The organism is Shewanella sp. SR43-4 (genome assembly GCF_014163845.1).
In the GTDB taxonomy this organism is placed as follows: Bacteria; Pseudomonadota; Gammaproteobacteria; order Enterobacterales; family Shewanellaceae; genus Shewanella; species Shewanella vesiculosa.
Map to the genome: position 1 here is coordinate 36,041 of NZ_JACJEB010000004.1, position 24,717 is coordinate 60,757.

Consider the following 24,717-nt stretch of genomic DNA (forward strand, 5'->3'; position numbering starts at 1 on the left):
GTTAGGCCGCAATGGCTGCTGGAGCGCCCCATATGTCGACGAATACCACATCTCACTCTACAACTGAATCTTCAATGTCTAGTCAAGCGGTTGTGATTAAACAAGCGGACTTTATTGAAAGTATCGCAGATTCTTTGCAATACATTTCCTATTACCATCCCAAAGACTTTGTTGATGCAATGAACAAGGCTTATGAGCGTGAACAAAGCGCTGCGGCTAAAGATGCCATTGCTCAAATCTTGATTAACTCGCGTATGTCTGCTGAAGGTAAACGTCCTTTATGTCAAGACACCGGAATTGTGACTACCTTTGTTAAAATTGGTATGTCGGTTCAGTGGGACAAAACCGATATGACCGTTCAAGAAATGGTCGATGAAGGTGTTCGTCGTGCTTACACTAATCCAGATAATCCTTTACGTGCATCAATTGTGTCAGATCCTGCTGGCGCACGTAAAAACACCAAAGACAATACTCCGTCTGTGGTGCATATTGATATGGTTGCGGGCAACCAAGTTGAAGTGATGATTGCCGCTAAAGGTGGTGGCTCAGAGAATAAATCTAAAATGGCTATGCTTAACCCGTCTGATGACATTGCTGCTTGGGTTGAAAAAACCTTACCCACAATGGGCGCGGGTTGGTGTCCACCGGGTATGTTAGGCATAGGTATAGGCGGCACAGCTGAAAAAGCGGCTGTACTGGCAAAAGAGTCATTAATGGAATCGATTGATATCCATGAATTAATGCAACGTGGTGCGGTTACAACTGAAGAGAAGCTGCGTTTAGACATTTTCGAACGAGCAAACAATTTAGGTATCGGTGCACAAGGTTTAGGCGGTTTAACCACAGTGCTGGATGTTAAAATTAAGTCTGTACCGACCCATGCCGCTTCAAAACCTGTGGTGATGATCCCTAACTGCGCCGCAACGCGTCATGTTCATTTCCATTTAGATGGCACAGGTCCTGTGGATTTAGTGCCACCATCGTTATCTGATTGGCCTGAGATCACTCGTGAAGCGGGTGAGAATACTCATCATGTTAATTTAGACACCATCACTCAAGCCGAAATTGAAACGTGGAAAAGTGGTGATACCTTACTACTCAACGGTAAAATGCTGACTGGCCGTGATGCTGCTCATAAACGCATTCAAACTTTACTTGAGTCTGGTGAAGGTTTACCTGAAGGCGTCGACTTTACGGGTAAATTTATTTATTACGTGGGCCCAGTTGATCCTGTCGGCAATGAAGTGGTTGGCCCAGCCGGTCCTACAACCGCCACTCGCATGGATAAGTTTACAGACATGATGTTAGACCAAACAGGCCTTATGGGCATGATTGGTAAGTCTGAACGCGGTCCTGAAACCGTTGCTTCGATTAAAAAGCACAAAGCGGTGTATCTAATGGCCGTTGGCGGCGCAGCATATCTAGTGTCTAAAGCGATCAAGAAGTCACGCGTGGTGGCATTTGAAGACTTAGGCATGGAAGCCATTTACGAGTTTGACGTACAAGATATGCCGGTAACGGTTGCGGTTGATACCAATGGTGTCAATGCACACGAAACCGGCCCGGCGATTTGGAAAATTAATATCGCGAACAGTAAAGCAACAAAGTAAGCGATAAACACGACTGTGCTTATGTTTAAGCCATATGTGTCAATGTGATCTAACGCTCGGGTTTACAGCTTTTTACAAAAGGCATGTTGCCTGAGCGTTTTGCTTTGGTTAGTCTGCAATACACATTTTATGATTACGCGTTAGTCGAGTTGTATCTAGCTCAACGCGCAGTCATGTTTTTATTTAAACAACTGAGACAAGATAACAATGAAAAAGTCTTCTGTATTATTTGCATTGGTAGCTGCTGGTTTGGCTACATCAGTTTATGCGGCAGAGCCTACCGCTTTTAACGTTCAACAATTAGTTAAGCTAAATAAGTTGCATTCGGCAGCCGTTTCAAATGATGGCAAAACCATGGTTTACGGCGTCAAAGTGGTTGATGATAAAGGCGAGGCTAACTCGGATCTTTACCTGCTCGATTTGAGCGATAAAAATGCTAAGCCAAAACAACTGACTTCTGCCGCCGGAACTGAGCATGATGTCAGTTTTTCGCCTGATGGAAAATCAATTTACTTTCTTGCTAGCCGCACTGGAAGCAGCCAATTATATCAACTGGCGCTAAATGGTGGTGAAGCGATAGCGGTTACTGATTTACCTTTAGACATTAATGGCTACAAATTGTCTAACGACGGCAAACAGCTTGTCATGACCCTGCGGGTATTTCCAGAGTGCAAAGACTTAGCCTGTTCAAAAGAGATGTTTACCGCAGAAGCTGAACGTAAAAGCACTGGACGGTTATATAAGCAGCTAATGGTCCGTCATTGGGATACATGGGAAGATCACGCGCGTAATCATTTATTTGTGGCTTCACTTGATGGTGAAAAAGTCACCACCGCGATTGATGTTACAGCCGGTCGCGATACTGAAACGCCGCCTAAGCCTTTTTCAGGCATGGAAGAAGTAACCTTCACCGCAGATGGCAAATTCGTTGTTTATAGTGCTAAAGCGCCTAGTAACGATCAAGCATGGACCACCAACTATGATTTATGGCAAGTGCCAGTTGCGGGCGGTGAAACGGTTAATTTAACCCCAGACAACAAAGCCTGGGACTCACAACCAACATACTCAGCCGACGGCCGTTATCTGGCTTATTTAGCCATGACTAAGCCTGGTTATGAAGCTGATCGCAACCGCATTATGTTACGTGACAATGTCACTGGCCAAGAAAAAGAAGTCGCTCCATTATGGGATCGTAGCCCAAGTTCGATCAATTTCAGTGCTGATGGCCGCACGTTATATGTGACGGCTCAAGATCTTGGTCAAGTGACACTGTTTGAGGTCAATACCCAATTTGGCGATGTGCGTCCGATTTATAATCAAGGTAGTAACAGCTTAATTGCGGTCGCCAATAATAAATTGTTCTTCCAAAAATCGACATTAGTTGAACCAGGTGATGTATACAGTGTGACTTTAGAAGGTGAGCGATTGACTCAGCTGACTGATGTCAACAAAGACAAATTAGCCAATATTACCTTTGGGGAATTTGAACAGTTCAACTTTAAAGGTTGGAACGATGAAACCGTTCATGGCTACTGGATTAAACCAGTTAACTATGAAGAAGGTAAAAAATACCCGATTGCTTACCTCGTTCACGGCGGCCCACAAGGCTCATTTGGCAACAGTTTTAGCAGCCGCTGGAATGCGCAGCTATGGGCTGGTGCTGGATACGGTGTGGTGATGGTCGACTTCCATGGTTCTACCGGATATGGCCAAGCGTTTACTGACTCAATAGGTAAAGATTGGGGCGGTAAACCACTTGAAGATCTTAAAAAGGGTATGGCTGCCGTGACGACTCAGCAACCTTGGTTAGATGCGAGCAATGCATGTGCCCTCGGTGGTTCTTACGGTGGTTATATGATGAACTGGTTCCAAGGCAAGTGGAACGATGGTTTCAAGTGCTTAGTTGATCATGCCGGTTTGTTTGATATGCGCTCTATGTATTATGTCACTGAAGAGTTATGGTTCCCTGAATATGAATTTGGTGGTCCATACGATCAAAACAAAGAGCTATATGAAAAGTTTAACCCAGCTAATTATGTTGAAAACTGGAAAACTCCGATGCTGGTTATTCACGGTGAAAAAGACTACCGCGTACCTTATGGGCAAGGCTTAGCCGCATTTACCTTGATGCAACGTAAAGGTATTCCATCTGAGCTACTGGTATTCCCGGATGAGAACCATTGGATCTTAAATCAAGATAATCTACAGCTATGGTACAAGAATGTGCTTGGCTGGATGGATCGTTGGACGGCTAAATAGGTTTTATACCTTATCTGCAATTTTAGACTTAGTCCTGTGTTGATATCAGCGACCTAGTCATTACACAGATGAGTATTAACGGTCAAATAAAAGAGATGTTGCCACTGGCAACATCTCTTTTTTGTTGTACGCTATTTTATGGCCTAATATCAGCGGTTATTGCAGGATTAACATGAAAGCATGAGTGGCCGGTTAATCTTGGTGTTGCGAGTGAATATTATCGCCTCAATAGCAAGGGATTTTATCGACGACAAACGAGTGCCTAAACATGAATCTTTTTCAGTTATCTAATTTGGCTCAATGTTAGTATTTTTCATCTTTGGTCAATATGCATACCAGTGGCGGGTTAGTATTTTTAGTACAGACAAGGTGATTCGCCAAAGCGGTTAGTAGATTAAAGCATCAGTTAGTGGCTAATGTGTGCAATATCGTGAAATAAAATTACTTAGCGCCTCATTTTTCGTGGATTATAATTAAACGGTTAAAGAGGTTAAATAGATGTTCCATTAGTTTTTGTATTGTAAAATGGCCTATCAAATATAAAAAATTTCATTTGGGAAATGTCTGGGTTTCAGCTACATTAGCGCCCTCAGAATCGAGCTTTAAATCAGGTAATATTAAGAGGGTGCAGTCAGTGGATTTTATGCTTTATATCAAGTTCTTTTTAGGACTGTTAGCCATCATTAACCCAGTAGGGTTATTGCCTGTATTTGTGAGCTTAACCAGCCATCAAACTGAAGTTGAGCGCCGCCATACCAACCGAGTGGCTAACTTTGCTGTTGTGGTGATTTTATTAGTCACTATGATAGCCGGTCAGCATATTCTGAGTATGTTCAGTATTTCATTGTCTGCATTTCGTATTGCTGGTGGTAGCTTGATATGTATTATTGCGATGTCGATGCTGCAAGGTAAGATCAGTGAAGTAAAACGTAACCAAGAAGAAGATCGTGAGTCTTCTGGGATGGAATCTGTTGCTGTGGTGCCATTAGCGTTACCTTTGATGGCAGGTCCTGGCGCCATTAGCTCGGTGATTGTGTTTGCCGCAGAGCATAATAAGATGATTAACTTTGTTGGCATGTTCTTAACTATTGTGACCATAGGTCTTGTCAGCTGGGCTTTATTCCGTATGGCGCCAGTATTGTTTAAGTTACTCGGAAAAACCGGCATTAACGTTATTACCCGTTTAATGGGACTATTAATGTTGTCATTAGGCATTGAAGTCATTGCCGCAGGAGCTAAAGGCCTTTTCCCCACATTAATCGGTTAGTTCACTGATAAGTTGCTGAGCATTTGTGCAAACGCTTGATAGTCGGGTTTTTTAGCTTGACCCGCTATCGGCATTTGCGTAAAGTACGCCTCGATTAGCAATACTGCGACTAAGCTTGATGCAGTTTTGTATGTGAGAACTAATATATAGCCTCAATGTAATCAGATATTAAAGATTGGCTTTTTATCATATGACTTTGCTGTTATTGATAAAAATTCAGTCAAAAAATTGGTGAGCTGGCTGAGTGGCTGAAGGCGCACGCCTGGAAAGTGTGTTTAGGTTTATCCCTAACGAGAGTTCGAATCTCTCGCTCACCGCCATATTATGAAAAAAGACGTCTTCGGACGTCTTTTTTCATTTGTATTTTTAAATAAAACCACGACATTTGGGTGATGCTAGTTCTCTCCCTTGTCTACCATGCTATTTTATCGCATGCCTTATCGTTACTTGGTGTTAGCGCTTGTTATGCGCAGCCTCTATAATGCTTTATTCTTATTCTACTACTGAGACCCACTTTCATGCCTTTTTCGACACTTGGATTACGCGACACGATTGTCAATGCCCTACATGAAGTGGGATACAGTCAACCAACACCAATCCAACAACAAACTATTCCGGTTATTTTACGGGGTAAAAACCTGATTGCGGCCGCGCAAACCGGTACCGGTAAAACCGCCAGTTTTGTGTTGCCAATATTGGAGCGCTTAGCCGACAGTGAAATGCAGCGTAAAAAGCGTATTAGGGCATTAATTTTAACCCCAACACGTGAACTGGCTGTGCAAATACAAGCCAATATTGTGCATTATGCTAAGTTCTTACCGTTAACATCATTTGCTATTTACGGTGGTGTTGATGAAAAACCACAAAAACAAGCATTAATCGAGGGTGTCGATATTCTGGTTGCAACCCCAGGACGTTTACTCGACTTATATACTCAACGTGCCGTGCACTTTGATGAAGTTGAAGTCTTGGTTCTGGATGAAGCAGACAGAATGCTCGACATGGGCTTTATTGAAGACATTAATAAAGTGATTGATAAGTTACCTTCTGAGCGCCAAAGTTTATTGTTCTCAGCCACTTTATCAAACCAAGTTCGTGCGTTAGCTAAAACGGCCATTAAGCGCCCAGTAGAAATTTCAGTGATTGCTGATCGCGATTCCGCACCAAAAATCGAACAGTGGTTAACCACGGTAGATAAAGATAAAAAATCTGCTTTATTAAGTCATTTAATTAAAACAGAAGAGTGGAACCAAGCGCTGATATTTATCGAAACCAAACAAGGTGCGGCCAAGTTGGTCAGTCAGCTTGAAAAACGTGACATTAGCGCTGAATGCATCCACGGTGGCAGAAGTCAGCCAGTGCGTGAGCAAATTCTAGCTGATTTTAAATCAGGTAATATTAAATACTTAGTGGCAACCGGCATTGCGGCCCGCGGTATAGATATTGATGATTTATCTCGTGTTATCAATTACGATTTACCTTTTCCTGCCGATGATTACATTCATCGTATTGGCCGAACGGGTCGCGCGGGAGCTGCTGGTGTGGCAATTTCTTTTGTGTCAAATGATGACTTTAAAAATCTGTGTATGATTGAAAGTCGTTTAGGGCATTTAATTGAACGCAAAGTCATCGAAGGTTTTGAACCAAAAAAACCGATCCCAATTTCGGTATTGAATTTTATGCCTAAGAGTCGTCAACATAAATCAACCCCCGATACTGACAGACCAACGCTTAGTTTAGGTAAGTCGAAAACGGCTCCAGCTGATTTTAGAAAAACCAAAACCACCAAAGCAGCGACAAGCACTAAAGGCGGTAAAGTGAATCCATGGAATATCTAGCCTAGACTGAGTCAAAGGTTAATTCGTCTCTGATTAAAGCGGAATGTTTATTCCGCTTTTTTGTGTCGATGCTTTTTGTGTCGATAAAAAAGAGGCTAGGGGAGTCTGGCGACAGCACAAACCGAATGGCTATGGTTAACACTGCAAACTGCTTTTGCTGTCTAGGGTAAAGTTTGCCATCAAAACAGCCATGGGGCCTGGTAATATTGCCTTGATATGGCTAACCTCCAACGCTTTTGTTAAACCAATTAAGCTAGTCCAACTCATTAAGCTATAAGCGCCAATAAAATCTTTCAATTGCTTTGGGGTTTGTATGCTACTTTGTGCACCAAGTCCGCTGACTGTGGCATTGATAACGTCATTATTGTTGTTCCAGATAATATCGATGAGCATCATAGGTAATCTCATCTTAATAAGCTGCAACCTGAATACTCATAGCTTTAAGCATTAGTGGCCTTTGTGCCATTAAGATCTAGGTAATGGGGATAGTGGTCATGTTGAAGGTCTGTCATTGGCGATGGGCACGGCTGCACAAATGTAACCAAATACCTTGTAGTCGGCCGTTATAGCATCGATAGCGTAAGATTTTATGTCACAAAAGATGTCTGCTTGCTGCAAATAAGTCACGAACATGATTAACTATTAATAATGCTAGCAAGATAATTTTCTCCAACTTGATCACATTAATTAAGCAAGTTATTACTCATAAAAATAGCACCCAAAAAGCGCTAAATGTAACATAATAAGATAAGTCATTTTGCACAAACAATAATAACAATTTAAGGGATAACAAATGAAAAAAGGTCTACTTCCTTTGGCGGTTTCTTTCGCTTTAGCCGCATTAGCGGGCTGTAGTGATAACTCGATGCAACAAAGTGATCCACAAAATAGCGTTAATGCGCAGGCTAGTACATCAGCAGAAAAATTAAATTTTAACCAATATTCACAACGGTTTATCGATGAGCTGTGGCAATTGTCACCGACTTGGGCCTTGTATAGTGGTAAGCATGTTAATGATGGCTATTTGGATATCCCAAATCAAGCTAGCCGTGATAAAACATTGGCTTTTGTTAAGCAACAGCAAATGGCTATGGCTGAGTTTGATCCGCAATCCTTGTCAGCTAATGAGCTAATCGATTATAAACTGTTGAGTAATTTAGTTGATTCAATGCAGTGGGAAATTACTCGGTTTAAAGGTTGGCAGTGGGACCCGTCAAATTACAATGTTGCCGGTGGATTTGCGCAAATTATTAATGAGGACTTTGCACCATTAGATGAACGCCTCACCTCAGTGATTGCTCGTCTTGAAAATGTACCTGCTTATTACGAAGCGGCACGAAATAACATTAGCGACCCAACTCTTGAGCACACTCAACTTGCGATTATGCAAAACCAAGGTGCTTTTTCGGTATTGTCTGATGCATTAGTACAGCAAGTTGCTGATTCTGGCTTAAGTACAGATCAAAAGGCCTTATTCACTCAGCGCTTTGATGCCGCAACAGCAGCCATTAAACAGCATATTGAGTGGTTAACTGCACTTGAAAGCAAATTGACTGAAAAGGGCGCCCGAGATTTTCGTATCGGTGAAACATTGTATGAAGAAAAGTTCGCCTTTGATATTCAGTCTGGTATGACCGCAAAACAGTTGTACAACAAAGCGGTAGCAGATAAAAATCAAGTTCAGCAAGAAATGGCTAAGCTAACCGATACTCTTTGGTCAAAGTATATTGATACGCCAAAACCTGCCGATGAAAGACAAGCGATCCGTCAGCTCATCGATGTGTTATCTAGCAAACATGTTAAACGGGAAAATTTTGTTGCTGAAGTACGCAAACAAATTCCTGAGCTGATTCAATTTGTGAATGACAAACAATTAGTAACACTTGATCCTAATAAGCCATTGGTTGTTCGTGAAACCCCTGAGTATATGCGTGGTTTTGCTGGCGCATCAATCAGTGCCCCGGGGCCTTATGATCAAGGTGGTAACACTTATTATAATGTGACGCCACTTGATAATATGAGTGCCGAGTCTGCTGAAAGTTACTTACGTGAATACAACCATTGGATCTTACAAGTACTTAATATCCATGAAGCGATCCCTGGGCATTACACCCAATTGGTGTATTCAAATCAGTCGCCTAGTTTAGTCAAAAGTCTATTTGGTAACGGTGCCATGATAGAAGGTTGGGCTGTCTATGCTGAACGCATGATGTTAGAAGAAGGCTATGGTAATTTTGAGCCAGAGATGTGGTTGATGTATTACAAGTGGAACTTACGCGTTATTTGTAACACTATTTTAGATTACAGTATTCAAGTCAATGGTATGGGCGAAGAGCAGGTGATTGATTTACTTGAAAATGAAGCCTTTCAGCAACGTGCTGAAGCTGAAGGCAAATGGCGCCGAGCAACATTAAGTCAAGTACAGCTAACCAGTTATTATGCTGGTTATCGTGAGATCTATGATTTCCGTGAACAGCTAAAAGCCAATCAAGGCGATGATTTTGATTTAAAACAGTTCCATGAACAGTTTTTAAGTTACGGCAGTGCCCCGGTTAAATTTATCAAGCAGTTGATGCTAGAAAAATAGTTTAGCTTCTGCTGATTTGTGTGGCAAATATCTCAAGGCCTGAATTTTCAGGCCTTTTTTTGTTAATCAAACGGCGGCAACAAAGATTACATCTAGTTATACACAAATCAATATGATAATCTTAATGGTAATCGTTATCATTAAGTGATTTATCATGAACAATATTCTACTCATTGAACATAGCCTCTCCGATAAAAGCGACTTAGGTCAACAACTAAGTGAGCAGGGTTATAGTGTTCATCGCGTCAATAATGCCTTCGATGCATTGGTTTATATGGAAACCACTCAGCTCGAAGCGATATTATTAGACTACTCAGTGCCCAAAATGGATTCCTTTTGGTTACTCGTTACCAGAAAACCTTCAACAGCTATTATTGTGCTCGCAGACATTCGCTGCGAACTAGAGCGCATTAACGCTCTTGAGTTAGGTGCCGATGATTACCTAGCAAAACCAATCAATATACGTGAATTACAATTGCGTCTTAATGTGCTTCATCGGCGCCTCCAAGCACCAATGAATGATAATTTTAATCATGATATTAGCTTTGATGACACCAGTTATACGATTCGTTTTGCTGAAAAGTCCCTGGTGCTGACTCAAACAGAGTATCGCCTGTTTAAATATTTGTTTGATCACCAGGGTGAGGTGATCACTAAACAAGAATTACAACGCAGAGTATTACACAAAGAGTTGGGCCGATTTGACCGTAATTTAGATATGCACATCAGTAATACACGGCGTAAATTAGTTAAACGCAATTTGCCACGTGAGCTAATTAATACGGTTCGCGGTCAAGGGTACAGCTTTAACTTTTAAAGGTTCACAGCAATTGCCGCATTTGATAAGCTATGGCGCATAAAAAAGGCGATTACTCAGCCCAAAATAAGTGCAAGCACATTAAAGGATAATCTAATGCGGATTACAGCAAACTTCGACGGCGGCAACATTAACGTCATTAATATTGATAAACATGACGATATACAACTCGCCATTCGTCCCGACTTCGGCGGTGAGTTTTATCAGTGGTTTAACTTTCGTCTAGAAGGTGAAGTTGGCCAGACATATACCCTTAATATTATCAATGCAGGTGATGCCTCATACCCGAAAGGTTGGGAAGATTACCAAGCGGTTGCCAGTTATGATCGTCAAACTTGGTTCAGATTGCCAACCCAATATGTTGATGGCAAGTTAACCATTCACGCAGAGCTAGATTGTGAAGCGATTCAAATTGCCTATTTTGCTCCTTATAGCTACGAGCGTCATTTAGATTTAATCAGCGAAGTACAATTGCATCCAGCTGTCAGTCTCGAGCACCTTGGGTTAACCCTCGATGGTCGTGACATGAGTTTGCTTAAAATTGGTGATGCTAATCCTGATAAGAAAAATATCTGGATCACTGCGCGTCAACATCCTGGCGAGACCATGGCTGAATGGCTAGTCGAAGGCTTGTTAAATCAATTGCTTGATAGTGATTGCCCAACGTCTAAAGCTTTGTTAGACAAAGCCAATTTTTACATTGTGCCTAATATGAACCCAGATGGTAGCGCTCGTGGCCATTTACGGACTAATGCCGTTGGTACCAATCTTAACCGCGAATGGCAGACTCCGAGCTTAGAGAAAAGTCCTGAGGTGTATTATGTTGTCAATAAAATGCACCAAACAGGTGTTGATTTGTTTTACGATGTTCATGGCGATGAAGGTCTTCCTTATGTGTTCCTAGCGGGTTGTGAAGGTGTACCAAACTACAACGATAAAATGGCCGCATTACAACAACAATTCCTGAGTGCATTAACGATTGCCAGTGCTGATTTCCAAACAGAGTTTGGTTACGACAAGGATGAACCGGGGCAAGCTAATTTAACCGTAGGGTCTAACTGGGTAGCGAATACATTCAGTTGTTTATCAAACACGTTAGAGATGCCATTTAAAGACAATGCTAATTTAGCCGACCCATTTGTGGGCTGGTCTCCAGAACGTTGCGTATATTTAGGTGAAGCGTCTTTAGTCGCGATGTTAGCTGTTGTTGAACAGCTATAATTTCCACATAAACGCTAAATTTAATGTTAGATGATCAGCAGGTAGAGTAAATTATGGCCTTAGTTGCATGCCCTAAATGTCAAAAGCGTATTTCAAGTCTGGCTAAACAATGTCAACATTGTAAAACAGCCTTGGATGGTAATACTGAGTCTTTAAAAATTATCAGTCATATTGAGCGTTCTAATAGCTTAATGACCCAAAGCTTTATTTTTCTGACATTGTTTATCGCAGGGGTTGTCGTGTGGTTTTGGGGAGGAGAGCCTGCTCAGGGCACAACTTCTTATCTCGCGATTGCAAGTTTTGTTATTGGCTTTACGGGCTATCTTATTACCCGAGTCAGAATAGTGTTACATAAACGGAAATCAGTATGAACGATATCAATAAAGTCATTGATGAAATGCCTGAAGAAGTATACCTGCGCCTATTGTCTGCGTCTGAGTTAGGTAAGTGGGATGATGGTACAGTATTAACTCAGCCTCAGCGTGAATCGACTTTGCAAGTAGTGATGTTGTATCAAGCACGTAAGCTTCAGCAAACTGAACATTTTACTATTGGTGCGGGTGGGAATATTAATGAGTTGTCTAAATCAGAGCTGAAAAAACAGTTTAAAGGCGATCCTATCGCTGAGTTTAAAGAAGCTGATTTATAGACTCATTCAATAAACGAGTTATAGTCAACAAAAATGCGAGCTACAGAGCTCGCATTTTTGTTTTCAGATTTTGCTATTAGGCTGCAGACAAGGCAACTTAATCGACTGTTAGCTCACCAATAAGGTTTTCCTGCATGCGTTGTTTGATTTGCGCTGAGGTTAATCCGATTGAAAGCAAATAATGCAGTTTTGCTAATGCAGCTTCAATGGTCATGTCTGCACCGCTTATCACCCCTGCTTGGGCTAAAGCATTACCGGTAGCATAACCGCCCATATTGACTTTGCCCTGAAAACACTGGGTTAAATTGACCAATATGATGCCGCGTTCATCGGCTTGTTTGAGGGTATCAAGCAACTTTTTATCTTGTGGCGCATTGCCCACTCCAAAGGTTAATAAAATCAGTGCTTTTACCGGTTGTTGTAAAATGTTATTAAAAATGTCCGTAGAAATACCAGGGTAAAGCGTAACCACACCAACGGGTTGCGGACTAATGGTCACAACCTCTAAAGGCTCTCCTGTTGGCTTACTAATTTTACCTGCTTTGAGGTTAATTTTAATACCTGCTTCAAGCAACATAGGGAAGTTAGGCGATGCAAATGCATCAAAGCCATCAGCATGCGCTTTCGTGGAGCGATTACCACGAAACAGCTTGTTATTAAAAAATAAACACACTTCAGCAACAGGATAATTGGCGGCAATATACAGTGAATTGAGCAAGTTAGTTTGACCGTCTGAGCGCAATTGCGCCAATGGAATTTGGGAACCGGTGACGATGACAGGTTTAGACAAACCTTGGAGCATAAATGACAAAGCCGATGCGGTATAAGCCATGGTGTCAGTGCCATGCAAAATAACGAAACCGTCGTACTTTTCATAGTTTGCTTGAATATCGTTTGCTATCATTTGCCAATCGGTTGGCGCCATATTAGATGAGTCAATCAGTGGACTGTATTCATGAATCACGAATTCAGGCATTTCGTTATGATAAAACTCCGGCATAGACTGTACACAATCGGTTAAGAACCCAGACACAGGCACAAAACCATTGGCTGTTTTTTGCATTCCGATGGTACCGCCTGTATAGGCTACGTAAATCGATCGTTTTGGCATAAATATAGGACTCTTATTTAGCGATAATTGCAGATTGTGTAAATTATACGAGCTTATTTAACGATCCCCAATAAAAAAGCCTGCTAGGCAGGCTTTTTTTGAATAATCTTCATATTACGGTGATGCAATAGGTTAATAATTACAGTTTTCGCAATACAAATAAGCATGGTTAGGATCATCAAACATTGACAATGTTTCAAATGCACCAGCCCACTGACTGACAAACTTTTCAACTATGCTGGTCTGACGAACGCTGTCTGGTACATAAGCGGCCACAGCCCCCATGAATTGCTGCATAATTTGTTGTTCAGCGCTGAGTTCTTGTTCAATCACTTTCACATCAAATTTGTCCATTTTAGCTAAATCAGCCGCTTTGGCTAATGCAATATCCATGTCACCTAGCTCATCAACTAGACCTAAGGTTAATGCGCGTTTACCTGTCCAAACACGGCCTTGAGCAATTTCGTCAACTTGCTCAAGCGTCATATGACGCTCTGTAGCCACAAGAGAGATAAACTCATGATAACCACGTTCAATATGGCGTTGAATTACCGCTGCAACTTGAGGGCTTAGTTCCCGAACCGGCGACAATCCAGCCCATTCAGAGGTTGCCACGCCATCAGAGGTCACCCCAAAATGGCTCAGTGCTTGTTCAAATGTAGCAAACATACCAAAAATACCAATCGAACCGGTTAGGGTAGTTGGGGTTGCGACAATATAATCGGCACTGGCTGATATCCAATAGCCACCAGACGCCGCTAGGCTCCCCATGCTTACCACTATAGGTTTACCTGCCGCTTTTAGCGCTAATACTTCTTGACGAATTTGCTCTGAGGCAAATGCACTGCCGCCAGGGCTATCAACTCTCAGTACGACGGCTTTGACTTTGTCGTCAAAGCGAGCTTTCATCAGCAGTGCAGAGGTACTTTCGCCACCAATTTGTCCAGCAGGTTGTTTACCGTTAAGGATGGTACCTTTGGCAACGATAACCGCAACAGAGTCATGCTCAATAAATTGAGGCATTGGCGCCGTTAATTTGCGGTAGTCATTAAAACTAATTTGTTTAAAGTTTTTACCTTCTTTATCACTACCCACACGCTCAATCATGGCAACGCGAAATGCATCTGCAGAAACCAGCTCGTCGACCCATTTCATGTTTATGGCCATTTTAGCACTGTCACCTTCAGCTTTATCAAGCTGAGCCAAGTACTCATCAGTGGTTAACACTAATTGGTCGGGGGCAATTTGACGGTTACTGGCCACAATGGTTGAGTAGCTCTGCCAAATATCATTTAGTAATACCTTGCTGGCTTGTTTATCCGCATCAGACATATCATCACGGATAAAGGGTTCTACAGCAGATTTAAACGTACCAACTCTGAATACATGAGTCGTAATTTTCAACTTGTCCAATGCCGCTTTGTAATATAAACGGTAACGACTTAACCCATCAAGCGACACCATACCTTGGTTATTAAGGTATATTTTGTCCGCAAAGCTGGCTAAAAAGTATTGGTTTTGATCATAGCCATTGGCCATGGCTATCACAGATTTGTCAGCCGCTTTAAACTGATTTAATGCTTCACCTATGGCGGTCATTTTACTGATGCCAGCATCTTGAAGATTGGCCAAATCCAACACTATGCTATTGATACGTTTATCTTCAGTGGCGTTATTAATAGTATAAAGAATATCTGCTAATAACATTTCACCTTCGGGATCATTAGCTTGTCCCTGTTTTAATGCCATTTCAATCGGATCAACATAATGTTTTTGATCGACTATGCTGCCAGATAAGTTTAGTACTAAGGCTGTTTGATCTTCGATGACAATCTCATCTTCGCTATTGAGCAATACCACAGCGATGACGGCCAACAAACCAAAAAATATGATGTTGATAATTAACTTGCGGATACCGTTTACTGTATTCCATAACAGTAAAAACATCCTTTTTAAAAACGAGGGTTTAGCGGACATTTGCCACTCCTTTATCAGTCTAATGTAGTCATCCTAACTGAAAATCAATATAAATGTGAAATTCAATTGTAAAGGTTTTTAACAAGGGAGCGTTTAAATGATTGAGCAAAATTTACTGTCAGGGTATGCTGATTTAAATCACTTGTTTAAAAAGGATGTTTGAATGTCGTTTCCACAGTTATTAGAACCTTTAGATCTCGGCTTTACAAAGCTGAAAAACCGCGTGTTGATGGGCTCAATGCACACGGGTTTAGAAGAAGAAAAAGGCGGATTTGAGAAACTGGCAGCTTTTTATAAAGAGCGTGCTCAAGGTGGCGTAGGGTTAATTGTTACTGGCGGTATCGCACCTAATTTGCGCGGCCGTCTTGCGCCACATGCTTGTCAATTAAGCTTTTCTTGGCAAGTCGGTAAACATAAAATCGTCACCGATGCCGTGCATGAAGCGGGCGGTAAAATCTGTATGCAAATTTTGCATGCGGGCCGTTACAGTTATCATCCTTTTAGTTTAGCGCCGAGCAAAATTAAATCACCTATTACCCCTTTTACTCCTTCAGCGATGTCTGCACGCCAAGTGCGCTCAACCATTAAGGATTACGCAACCAGTGCCGCCTTGGCAAAAAAAGCCGGTTATGATGGTGTTGAAGTGATGGGCTCTGAAGGGTATCTAATCAATCAATTTATCAGTTCGCGTACCAATAAACGCAGTGATGAATGGGGCGGCAGTTATGAAAATCGGGTTAAATTCCCGATTGAAATCGTCAATGCTATTCGACACAAGGTCGGCAGTGATTTTATTATTGTGTTCCGCTTATCGATGCTCGACTTAGTCGACAATGGCTCAACGTGGGACGAAGTGGTACAGCTGGCCAAATCCCTTGAACAAGCGGGCGTGAGTATTATTAATACTGGCATAGGTTGGCATGAAGCGCGTGTTCCGACCATTTCGACCAGTGTGCCGCGTGGTGCATTCTCTTGGGTGACTGAAAAACTCAAACAAGAAGTCAAAATACCGTTAATCGCCACAAACCGAATTAATACCCCAGAAATTGGCGAGGCAATTATTGCCTCGGGTCAAGCTGACATGGTGTCAATGGCCCGACCATTTTTAGCTGATGCTGAGTTTGTGAATAAAGCTGCTGCCAATACCCCTGAATTGATTAATACTTGCATTGGTTGTAATCAGGCGTGTTTGGACCATACCTTTTCGATGAAACGAGCAACCTGTTTAGTTAATCCTCGCGCTTGTTATGAAACCGAAATTAATTTTCTACCTACCACCCATAAAAAGCGCATTGCTGTTATGGGGGCGGGCCCAGCAGGTATGGCTTTCTCTGTTTATGCTGCGTCTCGTGGTCATGAGGTCGTATTATTTGAAGCTAAGTCAGAGGTCGGTGGTCAGTTTAATTTGGCCCGTAAAATACCGGGTAAAGAAGAGTTTAACGAAACCATTCGATACTTTATGAATCAAATTAGACTGCATAAGGTTGAATTGCGTCTTAACACTAAATTAGATGCAGCGGTATTAGCTACTGAGAAATTCGATGAAGTGGTCATTGCTTCAGGTGTTGTCCCTCGCGCTTTAAAACTACCGGGTTTTGATAATCCTAAAGTGGTCGATTATCAACAAGTATTAACTGGCCAAGTTGAGATTGGTAAAACCGTAGCGCTAATTGGTGCTGGCGGTATCGGTTTTGACATGGCGCATTTCTTATGTGAATTAGAATCGAGCACCTTGCAACCCGATAAATGGTTAAAGCAGTGGGGCATTGATAAGACCTATCAACACGCTGGCGGATTAACTGAAGAAGCTGAACATGTCCCTGGCCGTGAAGTGTATTTATTGCAACGTAAAACCACCAAAATGGGTAAAGGCTTAGGTAAAACAACCGGTTGGATCCATCGTAGTGTGTTAAAACAGCATCAGGTTCACATGAAAACCGGTGTAAGCTACGAAAAGTTTGATGAGCAAGGGCTGCATATTAAAGTCGGCGAACAATCTGAAATTCTGGCTGTTGATAACGTGGTGTTGTGTGCAGGACAAATGTCTAATCTCAGTCTGGTTGATGAAATGAAGAGTAGTGGCTTGCCAGTGCACTTAATTGGCGGTGTAGATGTAGCTGCAGAATTAGACGCTAAACGGGCTATCCGTCAAGGCGCTGAGCTTGCAATGAGTATCTAATCATTGTGAAAAGCAAGTATTTACTTGATTGCATTGAGAGCACTTTCATAACGTGAATTAAATATAAAGCCTTCTGTGTTGCAGAAGGCTTTTTTAATACGCTGACGAGGTTAGCTCATCAGCTGTTATTTGTGGACTTAGATTAAGGCTTCAATGCTAATACGGCATCAATATCTGCTGCGCTGTGACGATTTGGTAACATTTCCCATGGTTCGCCCCATGAAGTGTTAACTATTTTGCCACGTTGAACAGCCGGGCGCGCTAATACTTCATTAGCCCAACGAGTTACATTTTTATAGCTGGCAACATCTAAAAACTCAGCGGCACTGTATAAATTACCTAAGACTAAGTTGCCATACCAAGGCCATATGGCGATGTCTGCAATGGTGTATTCTTCACCGGTTACAAAGGTGTTACTTGCCAGTTGTTTATCCAACACATCTAATTGGCGTTTCACTTCCATTGCAAAACGGTTAATCGGGTATTCCTGCTTTTCATCGGCATAAGCGTAAAAATGACCAAAACCCCCGCCAAGGAATGGGGCAGAGCCTTGGGCCCAGAACAGCCAGTTAAATGTTTGCGTTCTGGCTTTGCCATCTTTAGGCAGGAATTGGTCAAATTTCTCTGCTAGATGAACCAAAATTGAAGCTGATTCAAACACTGTCACATCTTCATCAGCAGATTTATCCAATAAAGCAGGAATTTTTGAGTTTGGATTGACTGCAACAAACCCTGACGAAAATTGATCTTTTTCTCCGATGTTAATCAGATAAGCATCGTATTCCGCTTCTTTAATACCTAATGCAAGTAACTCTTCTAACAAAATAGTCACTTTTTGCCCGTTGGGTGTACCAAGGGAATAGAGTTGTAAAGAATGCTTACCGACAGGCAGTTGTTTATCGAATCGGGCACCTGACTCAGGGCTATTAATGCTCGCCCACTTGTTAGCTCCATTGGTATTATTTTGCCAAACTTTAGGTGGAGTATATTGGTTAGTCATAAAATATCCTTGTATAACCCGCTAGCAGGTTATGTAAATTTATAATGCGCTTAGCACAATATTATGAGTGTAGCGTGTATCGCTATAATGTATTAGCATCAACGCGTATGAGTTATGCTTTTATTGTTTAAATGCAACATGTTAGTTATTTATTACCTGGCTTCTAACTGTTCACTTAATTCGATTAAATTGCTGACGGTTAAGTCTGGCTCAATGCCCCAGGGATCAAATACTTTTTTACTGTCGCGTTGGATCCAAGCTGTGTTAAGTCCAGCAGCTTTTGCACCAATCACATCCCAGGGATTGCTCGATACCATCCAACAATGAGTGGGATCAGTTTGAGTGCGGTTGATTAAATAATGGTAAACCGCAGGATTAGGTTTAAAGGTCTGTAGGTCGTCCACGCTGATGACATCATGTAATTGAGGTAACACGCCAGCATTATGCATTAAATTGCGCACGGCTAGTTCTGGACCATTTGAAAATGCGACTAGGGTATGGCCTTGATTGCGCAGTAATGCTAGGCCAACAATAACATCCTCAAAGGCCGATAGTTGACTAAATTTTGCCAGCAGTTGCTGTTGTGCACTTGCTGTGAGGGTAAGGTTGTAAACCGTCAAACAATATTGCAGTGCTTGTTGAGTACAAACTGCAAAATCTGCATATTGCTGCATTAATCCGCGACGGAACGCATACTCGACTTTTTTATCGTGCCACAGTTGCGCAAACTCTAGCGCTTTATCGCCAATCAGTTGTTGCAGATGTTGGCCCATCTCTAGCGGATCCACTAAGGTGCCATAAACATCAAATCCAATGACTTTATTCATGATTATTGCTCTGTGAGTGTATGGTCAATGCTGAAGCTCTGAGTAAGTAGCCAAGCTAGGTTGTTAATATCCACATCTATGCGGTGTTTATTTTGCTAATGATACCCAAGTTCCCTTGACTATAAACTAACTGTAACATTCGTTCAAATATGATTTTGAGCGTTCGTTAAAATTAATAAATAATCAAAGGTGTTTGTTATACTTATCAGAAATTGGGTTGAATGATAAGCTTTGATACTAAGTTAATTCATTGTATTATATTGATTAAAAATCATTAAAGGTGATCTGAAATGGAATGTCCTCGTTGTCAGGGTGTGTTTGCCCGCAAGGCACTTAAACAAGTACGCAAAGGTAAACATGGCGTTGAAACACAATGCCCTAAATGCGAACAATGGCTGATGTTTGAGCCTAAAATGATGATGACCAAAAATATTGGTTTATTGATTTTATTGGTATTCAGTGTGGCTAATTTCTTTATCGACAACAATGACTATCGTCTGGTGTGTTCTTTCTTAGGTTTTGCTGGTGCCTGTATTGCCTTTTATGGCGTGTTTAAAAGCAAGCTTGTTGCGGCAGAATAATTTATCCATTTTAGCTTGGTGATAGTTCGTGATGTTGAGGCTATGATATTCGACGCAGCAATGAGTACCTGAGACTGTGTGACCCAGTGTTTTAGCCATTTACCTACACATAGTCAACATTGATAAGCCAAAGGGCCGAGGCGATGTTTGTTCGGGATAAAATCATCACAAGCGTATAAAAACGTCGACAATATAGTGATATTATTTTCACTGGCCAATTGATCTCTAGGGCTGTACAGAGAACTGCGCAAAGCATAAGCCCGATAAAGCCAAGTTTGAATGGTGTTTGATTGGAAAGGGGGGAGTTAGGCGTTCTATTATGCTGATTGAGATGGCTAAATCTCAAGTGCTCTCGTTTCGTGTATTTAAAAAGAGAGGTGATGTTGATGACCTCTCTAAAGTGACATTGATTATTATTCCGAGCAGAGATTATTTAGACTTTCTCATCATTTCACGATGAGATTGAAACTCTTCAGCATCAATAAACTTATTGTGATCCAAATCGATACGTTCAAACATACCATCACGTGAGGCATTTTTTAACATGCGCCCTTCAGATTGATGCAACTCTTGCCGTGCTTTTTGAAATTGCACAAATTCCTCTTCAGATATCAATTTGTCTTGATTCTTATCAAAATCTGAAAATACCGGCATCTGAGACATTCTCATGGCTCCATTTTCATTTCCAATAGCAGTAACAGGCAAAGAAGTAGTAAGACAAACGAGTAATACTGATACAACATAGCTATTCATAATATTCTCCTTGTTAACTTTCAATCTTATTATACACCTAATTAACCATGATAAAAGTAAGGTTATGTAAGGCGCTTAAATTGATTATTTTGGCTGTGTGCCAAGGGTAAGGTTCTCTGCTGACTATGGCGGAAAAAGGATCTGATTTAACCATTAAGGACATTATTGTATTTGTTCGTAATAGGATTAGCTATGGTTGCACAAATCGGAAGAGTTTAGGCAGCTAGCGTTTATATTTACACAACTTGCTGCTTAATTAACAAGGGGGCGTACGTGATTCTGCGTTTTCATTAGGGCTAAAGAATAGGGAGACATTAACCAGACTATATCTTCTATAAAAGCTCTGATAATTTGTCCGTACGTCTCCCTAGGTATTCACATGAATGAACTATCGATTTAATACTCGTCGTTGTTCGCTTCACTCATGCGCTCGCGTCTTTCTTGAGCTTCTTCAAAAGCAGCGTTGATTTCTTCTAATACAGAATCGACATCAGCGGCTGTGGTGTCTTCTTCAAACAAACCGGTTAACTGTGTTTCGGGTGTTAATTCACCTTGTTCATACAAGGCCCACATTTCTTTAGCGTATTTTGTCGCGGCTAATTCTGGAGCAAATTGTGAATAATAGTCAGTCATATTATTCACATCACGAAATAACATTGCTTTGGCATTATTGTTGGCTGAGGCATCAACAGCTTGAGGCAAGTCAATGATCACTGGACCATCTTTGTCGACCAGCACGTTAAACTCAGACAAATCGCCATGCACAATACCCGCACATAGCATACGCACAACATAGCCCATCATAATGTAATGCTGGCTTTGTGCTTGCTCGACACTCATCTGTGTTACGTCGTTTAATCGCGGTGCAACATCACCATGAATATTGGTGATCAACTCCATTAGTAGCACACCATCAAAGCAGCCATAAGGCACAGGTACTCTAATTTTAGCCGCCGCGCATTTGTATAATGCATCGACCTCGGCATTTTGCCAGGCTTTTTCTTGTTCTTCTCGACCGTATTTAGAGCCTTTTTCCATGGCTCGACCACGACGACTGTTTTTGGTTTTTCGACCTTCTTGATATTGTGCTGCTTTTTTAAAGCTGCGTTTAGTGGCTTCCTTATACACTTTCGCGCAGCGGATCGCATCGCCACATCTGATCATATAGACCGTAGCTTCTTTGCCACTCATGAGTTGGCTTATCACTTCATCGACGAGACCATCGTCAACCAGTGGTTGTAATCGTATAGGCGTTTTCATAGCGTCGTTATACCTTACTTGCGCGCTGGATGATATATCTAAGGAAATAATTTTTACTTGCAGATGGATCACTGATTAAATGAGGCATATATTACTGAATTTGTCGTTTGTATACTCTTGTCTAATGAATCAAAATCCTGTAGCAACCCACCTAAATATAGCTGATGTTATACATTTCCCCCGAGTGAGTCCCATCGGCTGAGCTCGGAGTTATCATCAATATTAACCACTGAATATGCTATATTAGCAGGCATTATGAACACTAGTGGTTTCATTGACGTAAATGATGCCAAATAGAGTATGTCTTCAGTGATGCTTGAGGAAGAGATAATGGTTAAATTCTGACTCAAATAAGCGTTATATTCAGTAAGGCTTCAGTTTTTATTCAGTTAGTATTGAGTGATAGCGAGGATAATACTTGAAGATTTGATCGTTATTGAATTTGAAACCATTGTATCGACAACAGCTTTTACCACTCAGTATTACGGAGCCAACTAACACAAGCTTGATTCAATCATTGGCATGGAAGTCATCATGCAAGCCTAATTCTTTTTACATTTAATAGAGTTTTTATGAAACGGACCTTACTTTTAGCACTATTTATTTTTTCTAACGCCGCCAACGCAGTTGAACCTCTTTTTGAAACCCCCAAAGACATGCAACCCACATGGATTGATAATATTTTGTCTGTGTTTGGTGCCGATGGTGAGTTTGATGACACTAAAGCCATTGATATGAGCTATTTGCCTACGGCTTATTACACCCCAGAGAAGAAGTTTGGTGTAGGGCTATTAATGGTAGGGTTATATAAAACCGATAATGCATCGAGTGAAGAGCAGCCCTCATCATTAGTATTGAACTCGTTTGCATCTATGAATCAATCCTATGGCGTTACAGTCGAGAACATGACGTTTTTAAATCAAGGTAAGCAGCGATTGCTGCTTGATTTAGAGCTGCACAATGAAGCTGCAGTGTATTATGGTGTTGGGATTGAACAAGGCGATCAAGATCTTAATCATCACGAATTCAAAGAACAACTGTATAGTTTTAAACCGCGCTGGATGACCGAAGTCGCCGATAACTATTTTATTGGCGTAGGTGCTGATTTTATTTATACCACAGCAGACAGTCTAGAATTAGTTGCCACCCAAGCCCCTGTTGATGCAAATAGCCTTTTGCCAGATAATTTTAGCTCAGGTGTTGTGATCACCAGTATTTATGACTCAAGAGATTATCGTTTGAATGCGACAAAAGGTTGGTTGTTTCAGCTGGATGCTGGATTATATCAAAATGACCAATTCGATTCGTTTTCTACCTATAATATTGAATTAGCTAATTATATCGATTTAGGGTCAACACCTGGATTAATCGCTTGGCAAGTTCAAGGTCACCTTACTAGTGGTGACGTGCCGTGGAATCTTTTACCTGACCTTGGCGGTTCAGATGCGATGCGCGGTTACATTAGAGGCCGATATCGCGATGAGCAAATGATGATGGGACAGGTTGAATATCGATTACCAATATTTCAGCGCTATGGCATGGTATTTTGGGGCTCAGTCGGCAGTGTTGCGCCTAAAGTCAGTGAGTTAACGGATACTCTATTAACCGCCTACGGCACTGGATTCCGCTTTAAAATTAAAGACAATATTAATTTACGTTTTGACGTTGGGGTGGGTGAGAATGACACTAACTTCTACTTAAATGTAAATGAAGTTTTTTAAGTCGATATTTCCTAAGGTCTTATTATTGCTTATAAGGCCTTCATGCGATTCCTATTTTTAAAGGAAAAGAAAACCGAAATGCTTTTTCTAGTAACATCAATGGCACCAATAAGACCGATACTGACAAGGTATTGTCATATTAATGTATCAACCACAGCTTGTTTAGCGGCAACGAGAGTACTGATGATTCTCGGTTTTTCAAGTGGATTGCTGCACAGTAGCAGTGCCATGGCCGCTGAGGTTGAGCAAGAGTGTCAGCGAAACTTTAGTTACTCTATTTTTCTCAGTGGTCTGCACATGGGCAACATGACCCGCACCGAGAACTGGCAGGGTAAATCAGCCGTTATTACCTCAACAAGTAAAGCCAGTATTTTAGGTATTGGCACTCAATACCAGCAGCGCACTGAGTTATCCTGGTCAAATACCACTCATGAATGGCTAACGCATAAGTTTCATCAACAAGTGACCGGCTTTCGTGCCCGAGACATGCAAGTCACTCTAGAAAATCACGGTCTGGGCTCTCGTGTTGATGTTGATGGTGAAGTCAGCCATTACCAATCAAATAGCATACCGCTCAGAGATGTTGATACCTTAGCCATTCAAATTCGTGAGTATTTACTCAACGGGCGACAGCAATTTGCGCTGATAAGACAAGCCTCTGATGCGGTTGAATCCTATCAGTACTATGTTAAAGACTCACTCACCTCTAACATCGCACCCTGGGGAGAATTACAACTTATACCCGTTGAGCAAACTGGGGCGGAAGAGGTGACTTACTATTTTGCGCCGAGCATAGATTATCAACTGGTAAAAGCACATTACCATGGGATTATTTTACAAGGGAATATTGAGTTAGACAGTTACGAGTCATCTTGCGACGCTTTGAGCAATAGTTAATCGCTAACGTAAAGAGGTGATAAGCGATGTCCTCTGAATAGCTTGTTGTCACCGATAACAAGCTTAAATGCCGCTCATTGATCCCTTCATGCTCCATATTATGGCGATTCAGTTTCAGTTATCAGTGTTAGTCATAGGGTTAAGCTGACGTTAGGTATATCAG

20 protein-coding genes and 1 tRNA gene are annotated in these 24,717 nt (G+C 41.5%); 14 read left to right on the forward strand and 7 right to left on the reverse strand.

Translation table 11 applies throughout. From position 1 onward, the window contains the following. Positions 1-74 precede the first annotated feature (74 nt). From H5123_RS05435 to H5123_RS05455, 5 genes are all read left to right on the forward strand, one after another. The gene (locus H5123_RS05435) at positions 75-1,610 is read left to right on the forward strand and encodes a fumarate hydratase (RefSeq protein WP_124015022.1); all 1,536 of its coding nucleotides are present in this window, start codon (positions 75-77) and stop codon (positions 1,608-1,610) included. A gap of 207 nt (positions 1,611-1,817) precedes the next feature. Beyond that, complete coding sequence (locus H5123_RS05440) at positions 1,818-3,869, forward strand: S9 family peptidase (RefSeq protein ID WP_182697271.1); 2,052 nt, start codon at positions 1,818-1,820, stop codon at positions 3,867-3,869. A gap of 634 nt (positions 3,870-4,503) precedes the next feature. Further along, a complete protein-coding gene (locus H5123_RS05445) occupies positions 4,504-5,136 on the forward strand; it encodes a YchE family NAAT transporter (protein ID WP_124014738.1) in 633 nt (210 codons plus the stop codon). 230 nt (positions 5,137-5,366) lie between these two features. Then, positions 5,367-5,456 (forward strand) — tRNA-Ser (locus H5123_RS05450). 198 nt (positions 5,457-5,654) lie between these two features. Then, the gene (locus H5123_RS05455; protein ID WP_182697272.1) at positions 5,655-6,974 is read left to right on the forward strand and encodes a DEAD/DEAH box helicase; all 1,320 of its coding nucleotides are present in this window, start codon (positions 5,655-5,657) and stop codon (positions 6,972-6,974) included. 135 nt (positions 6,975-7,109) lie between these two features. Here the strand turns inward: H5123_RS05455 and H5123_RS05460 are convergent, their stop codons facing one another. Further along, positions 7,110-7,370, reverse strand: coding sequence for a hypothetical protein (locus H5123_RS05460; RefSeq protein WP_182697273.1), 261 nt, complete (start codon positions 7,368-7,370; stop codon positions 7,110-7,112). Between the two features lie 397 nt (positions 7,371-7,767). Between H5123_RS05460 and H5123_RS05465 the strand changes: the two genes are divergently transcribed. The 5 genes from H5123_RS05465 (at position 7,768) to H5123_RS05485 (ending at position 12,248) form a co-directional block, all read left to right on the forward strand. Continuing rightward, a complete protein-coding gene (locus H5123_RS05465; protein WP_182697274.1) occupies positions 7,768-9,561 on the forward strand; it encodes a DUF885 domain-containing protein in 1,794 nt (597 codons plus the stop codon). Positions 9,562-9,715: 154 nt separating this feature from the next. Next, complete coding sequence (locus tag H5123_RS05470) at positions 9,716-10,378, forward strand: response regulator transcription factor (RefSeq protein WP_182697275.1); 663 nt, start codon at positions 9,716-9,718, stop codon at positions 10,376-10,378. A gap of 96 nt (positions 10,379-10,474) precedes the next feature. Continuing rightward, on the forward strand, positions 10,475-11,599 hold the full coding sequence (locus tag H5123_RS05475) for a M14-type cytosolic carboxypeptidase (RefSeq protein ID WP_124014742.1): 1,125 nt from the start codon (positions 10,475-10,477) through the stop codon (positions 11,597-11,599). Between the two features lie 53 nt (positions 11,600-11,652). Next, positions 11,653-11,970 (forward strand): zinc ribbon domain-containing protein, encoded by a 318-nt coding sequence (locus H5123_RS05480; protein ID WP_124014743.1) that lies wholly within the window; start codon positions 11,653-11,655, stop codon positions 11,968-11,970. Continuing rightward, positions 11,967-12,248, forward strand: a complete 282-nt coding sequence (locus tag H5123_RS05485; protein WP_124014744.1) for a YeaC family protein — start codon at positions 11,967-11,969, stop codon at positions 12,246-12,248. The genes H5123_RS05480 and H5123_RS05485 overlap by 4 nt, the downstream gene beginning before the upstream one ends. A gap of 97 nt (positions 12,249-12,345) precedes the next feature. Here H5123_RS05485 and ansA read toward each other — a convergent pair whose 3' ends face one another. Both ansA and sppA read right to left on the reverse strand, forming a co-directional pair. Then, a complete protein-coding gene (gene ansA, locus H5123_RS05490) occupies positions 12,346-13,359 on the reverse strand; it encodes an asparaginase (RefSeq protein ID WP_182697276.1) in 1,014 nt (337 codons plus the stop codon). A 132-nt stretch (positions 13,360-13,491) separates the two neighbouring features. Continuing rightward, positions 13,492-15,336, reverse strand: coding sequence for a signal peptide peptidase SppA (gene sppA / locus H5123_RS05495; protein ID WP_182697277.1), 1,845 nt, complete (start codon positions 15,334-15,336; stop codon positions 13,492-13,494). A 163-nt stretch (positions 15,337-15,499) separates the two neighbouring features. On the opposite strand from sppA, the gene H5123_RS05500 reads away from it, so the two are divergent. Beyond that, complete coding sequence (locus H5123_RS05500; RefSeq protein WP_182697278.1) at positions 15,500-17,515, forward strand: FAD-dependent oxidoreductase; 2,016 nt, start codon at positions 15,500-15,502, stop codon at positions 17,513-17,515. 142 nt (positions 17,516-17,657) lie between these two features. Here H5123_RS05500 and yghU read toward each other — a convergent pair whose 3' ends face one another. Both yghU and H5123_RS05510 read right to left on the reverse strand, forming a co-directional pair. Beyond that, positions 17,658-18,515: a glutathione-dependent disulfide-bond oxidoreductase gene (gene yghU / locus H5123_RS05505; RefSeq protein WP_182697279.1), complete on the reverse strand. Its 858-nt coding sequence runs from the start codon at positions 18,513-18,515 to the stop codon at positions 17,658-17,660. 152 nt (positions 18,516-18,667) lie between these two features. Further along, entirely contained in the window at positions 18,668-19,342 is a 675-nt protein-coding gene (locus H5123_RS05510; RefSeq protein WP_220487558.1) for a haloacid dehalogenase type II, read from the reverse strand. 290 nt (positions 19,343-19,632) lie between these two features. Here H5123_RS05510 and H5123_RS05515 point away from each other — a divergent pair, with 290 nt between their 5' ends. Continuing rightward, positions 19,633-19,923, forward strand: a complete 291-nt coding sequence (locus tag H5123_RS05515) for a hypothetical protein (protein WP_124014750.1) — start codon at positions 19,633-19,635, stop codon at positions 19,921-19,923. Positions 19,924-20,352: 429 nt separating this feature from the next. On the opposite strand, the gene H5123_RS05520 is transcribed toward H5123_RS05515, so the two are convergent. Then, positions 20,353-20,676 (reverse strand): hypothetical protein, encoded by a 324-nt coding sequence (locus H5123_RS05520; RefSeq protein ID WP_182697280.1) that lies wholly within the window; start codon positions 20,674-20,676, stop codon positions 20,353-20,355. Positions 20,677-21,072: 396 nt separating this feature from the next. Further along, positions 21,073-21,936 (reverse strand): PA4780 family RIO1-like protein kinase, encoded by an 864-nt coding sequence (locus H5123_RS05525; RefSeq protein WP_124014752.1) that lies wholly within the window; start codon positions 21,934-21,936, stop codon positions 21,073-21,075. Between the two features lie 572 nt (positions 21,937-22,508). Here H5123_RS05525 and H5123_RS05530 point away from each other — a divergent pair. Beyond that, the gene (locus H5123_RS05530; RefSeq protein ID WP_182697281.1) at positions 22,509-23,657 is read left to right on the forward strand and encodes a BamA/TamA family outer membrane protein; all 1,149 of its coding nucleotides are present in this window, start codon (positions 22,509-22,511) and stop codon (positions 23,655-23,657) included. Between the two features lie 228 nt (positions 23,658-23,885). After that, positions 23,886-24,554 carry a hypothetical protein gene (locus H5123_RS05535; protein WP_182697434.1) on the forward strand — a complete coding sequence of 223 codons (669 nt, stop codon included), beginning with the start codon at positions 23,886-23,888 and terminating at the stop codon, positions 24,552-24,554. The last annotated feature ends 163 nt before the right edge of the window (positions 24,555-24,717 follow it).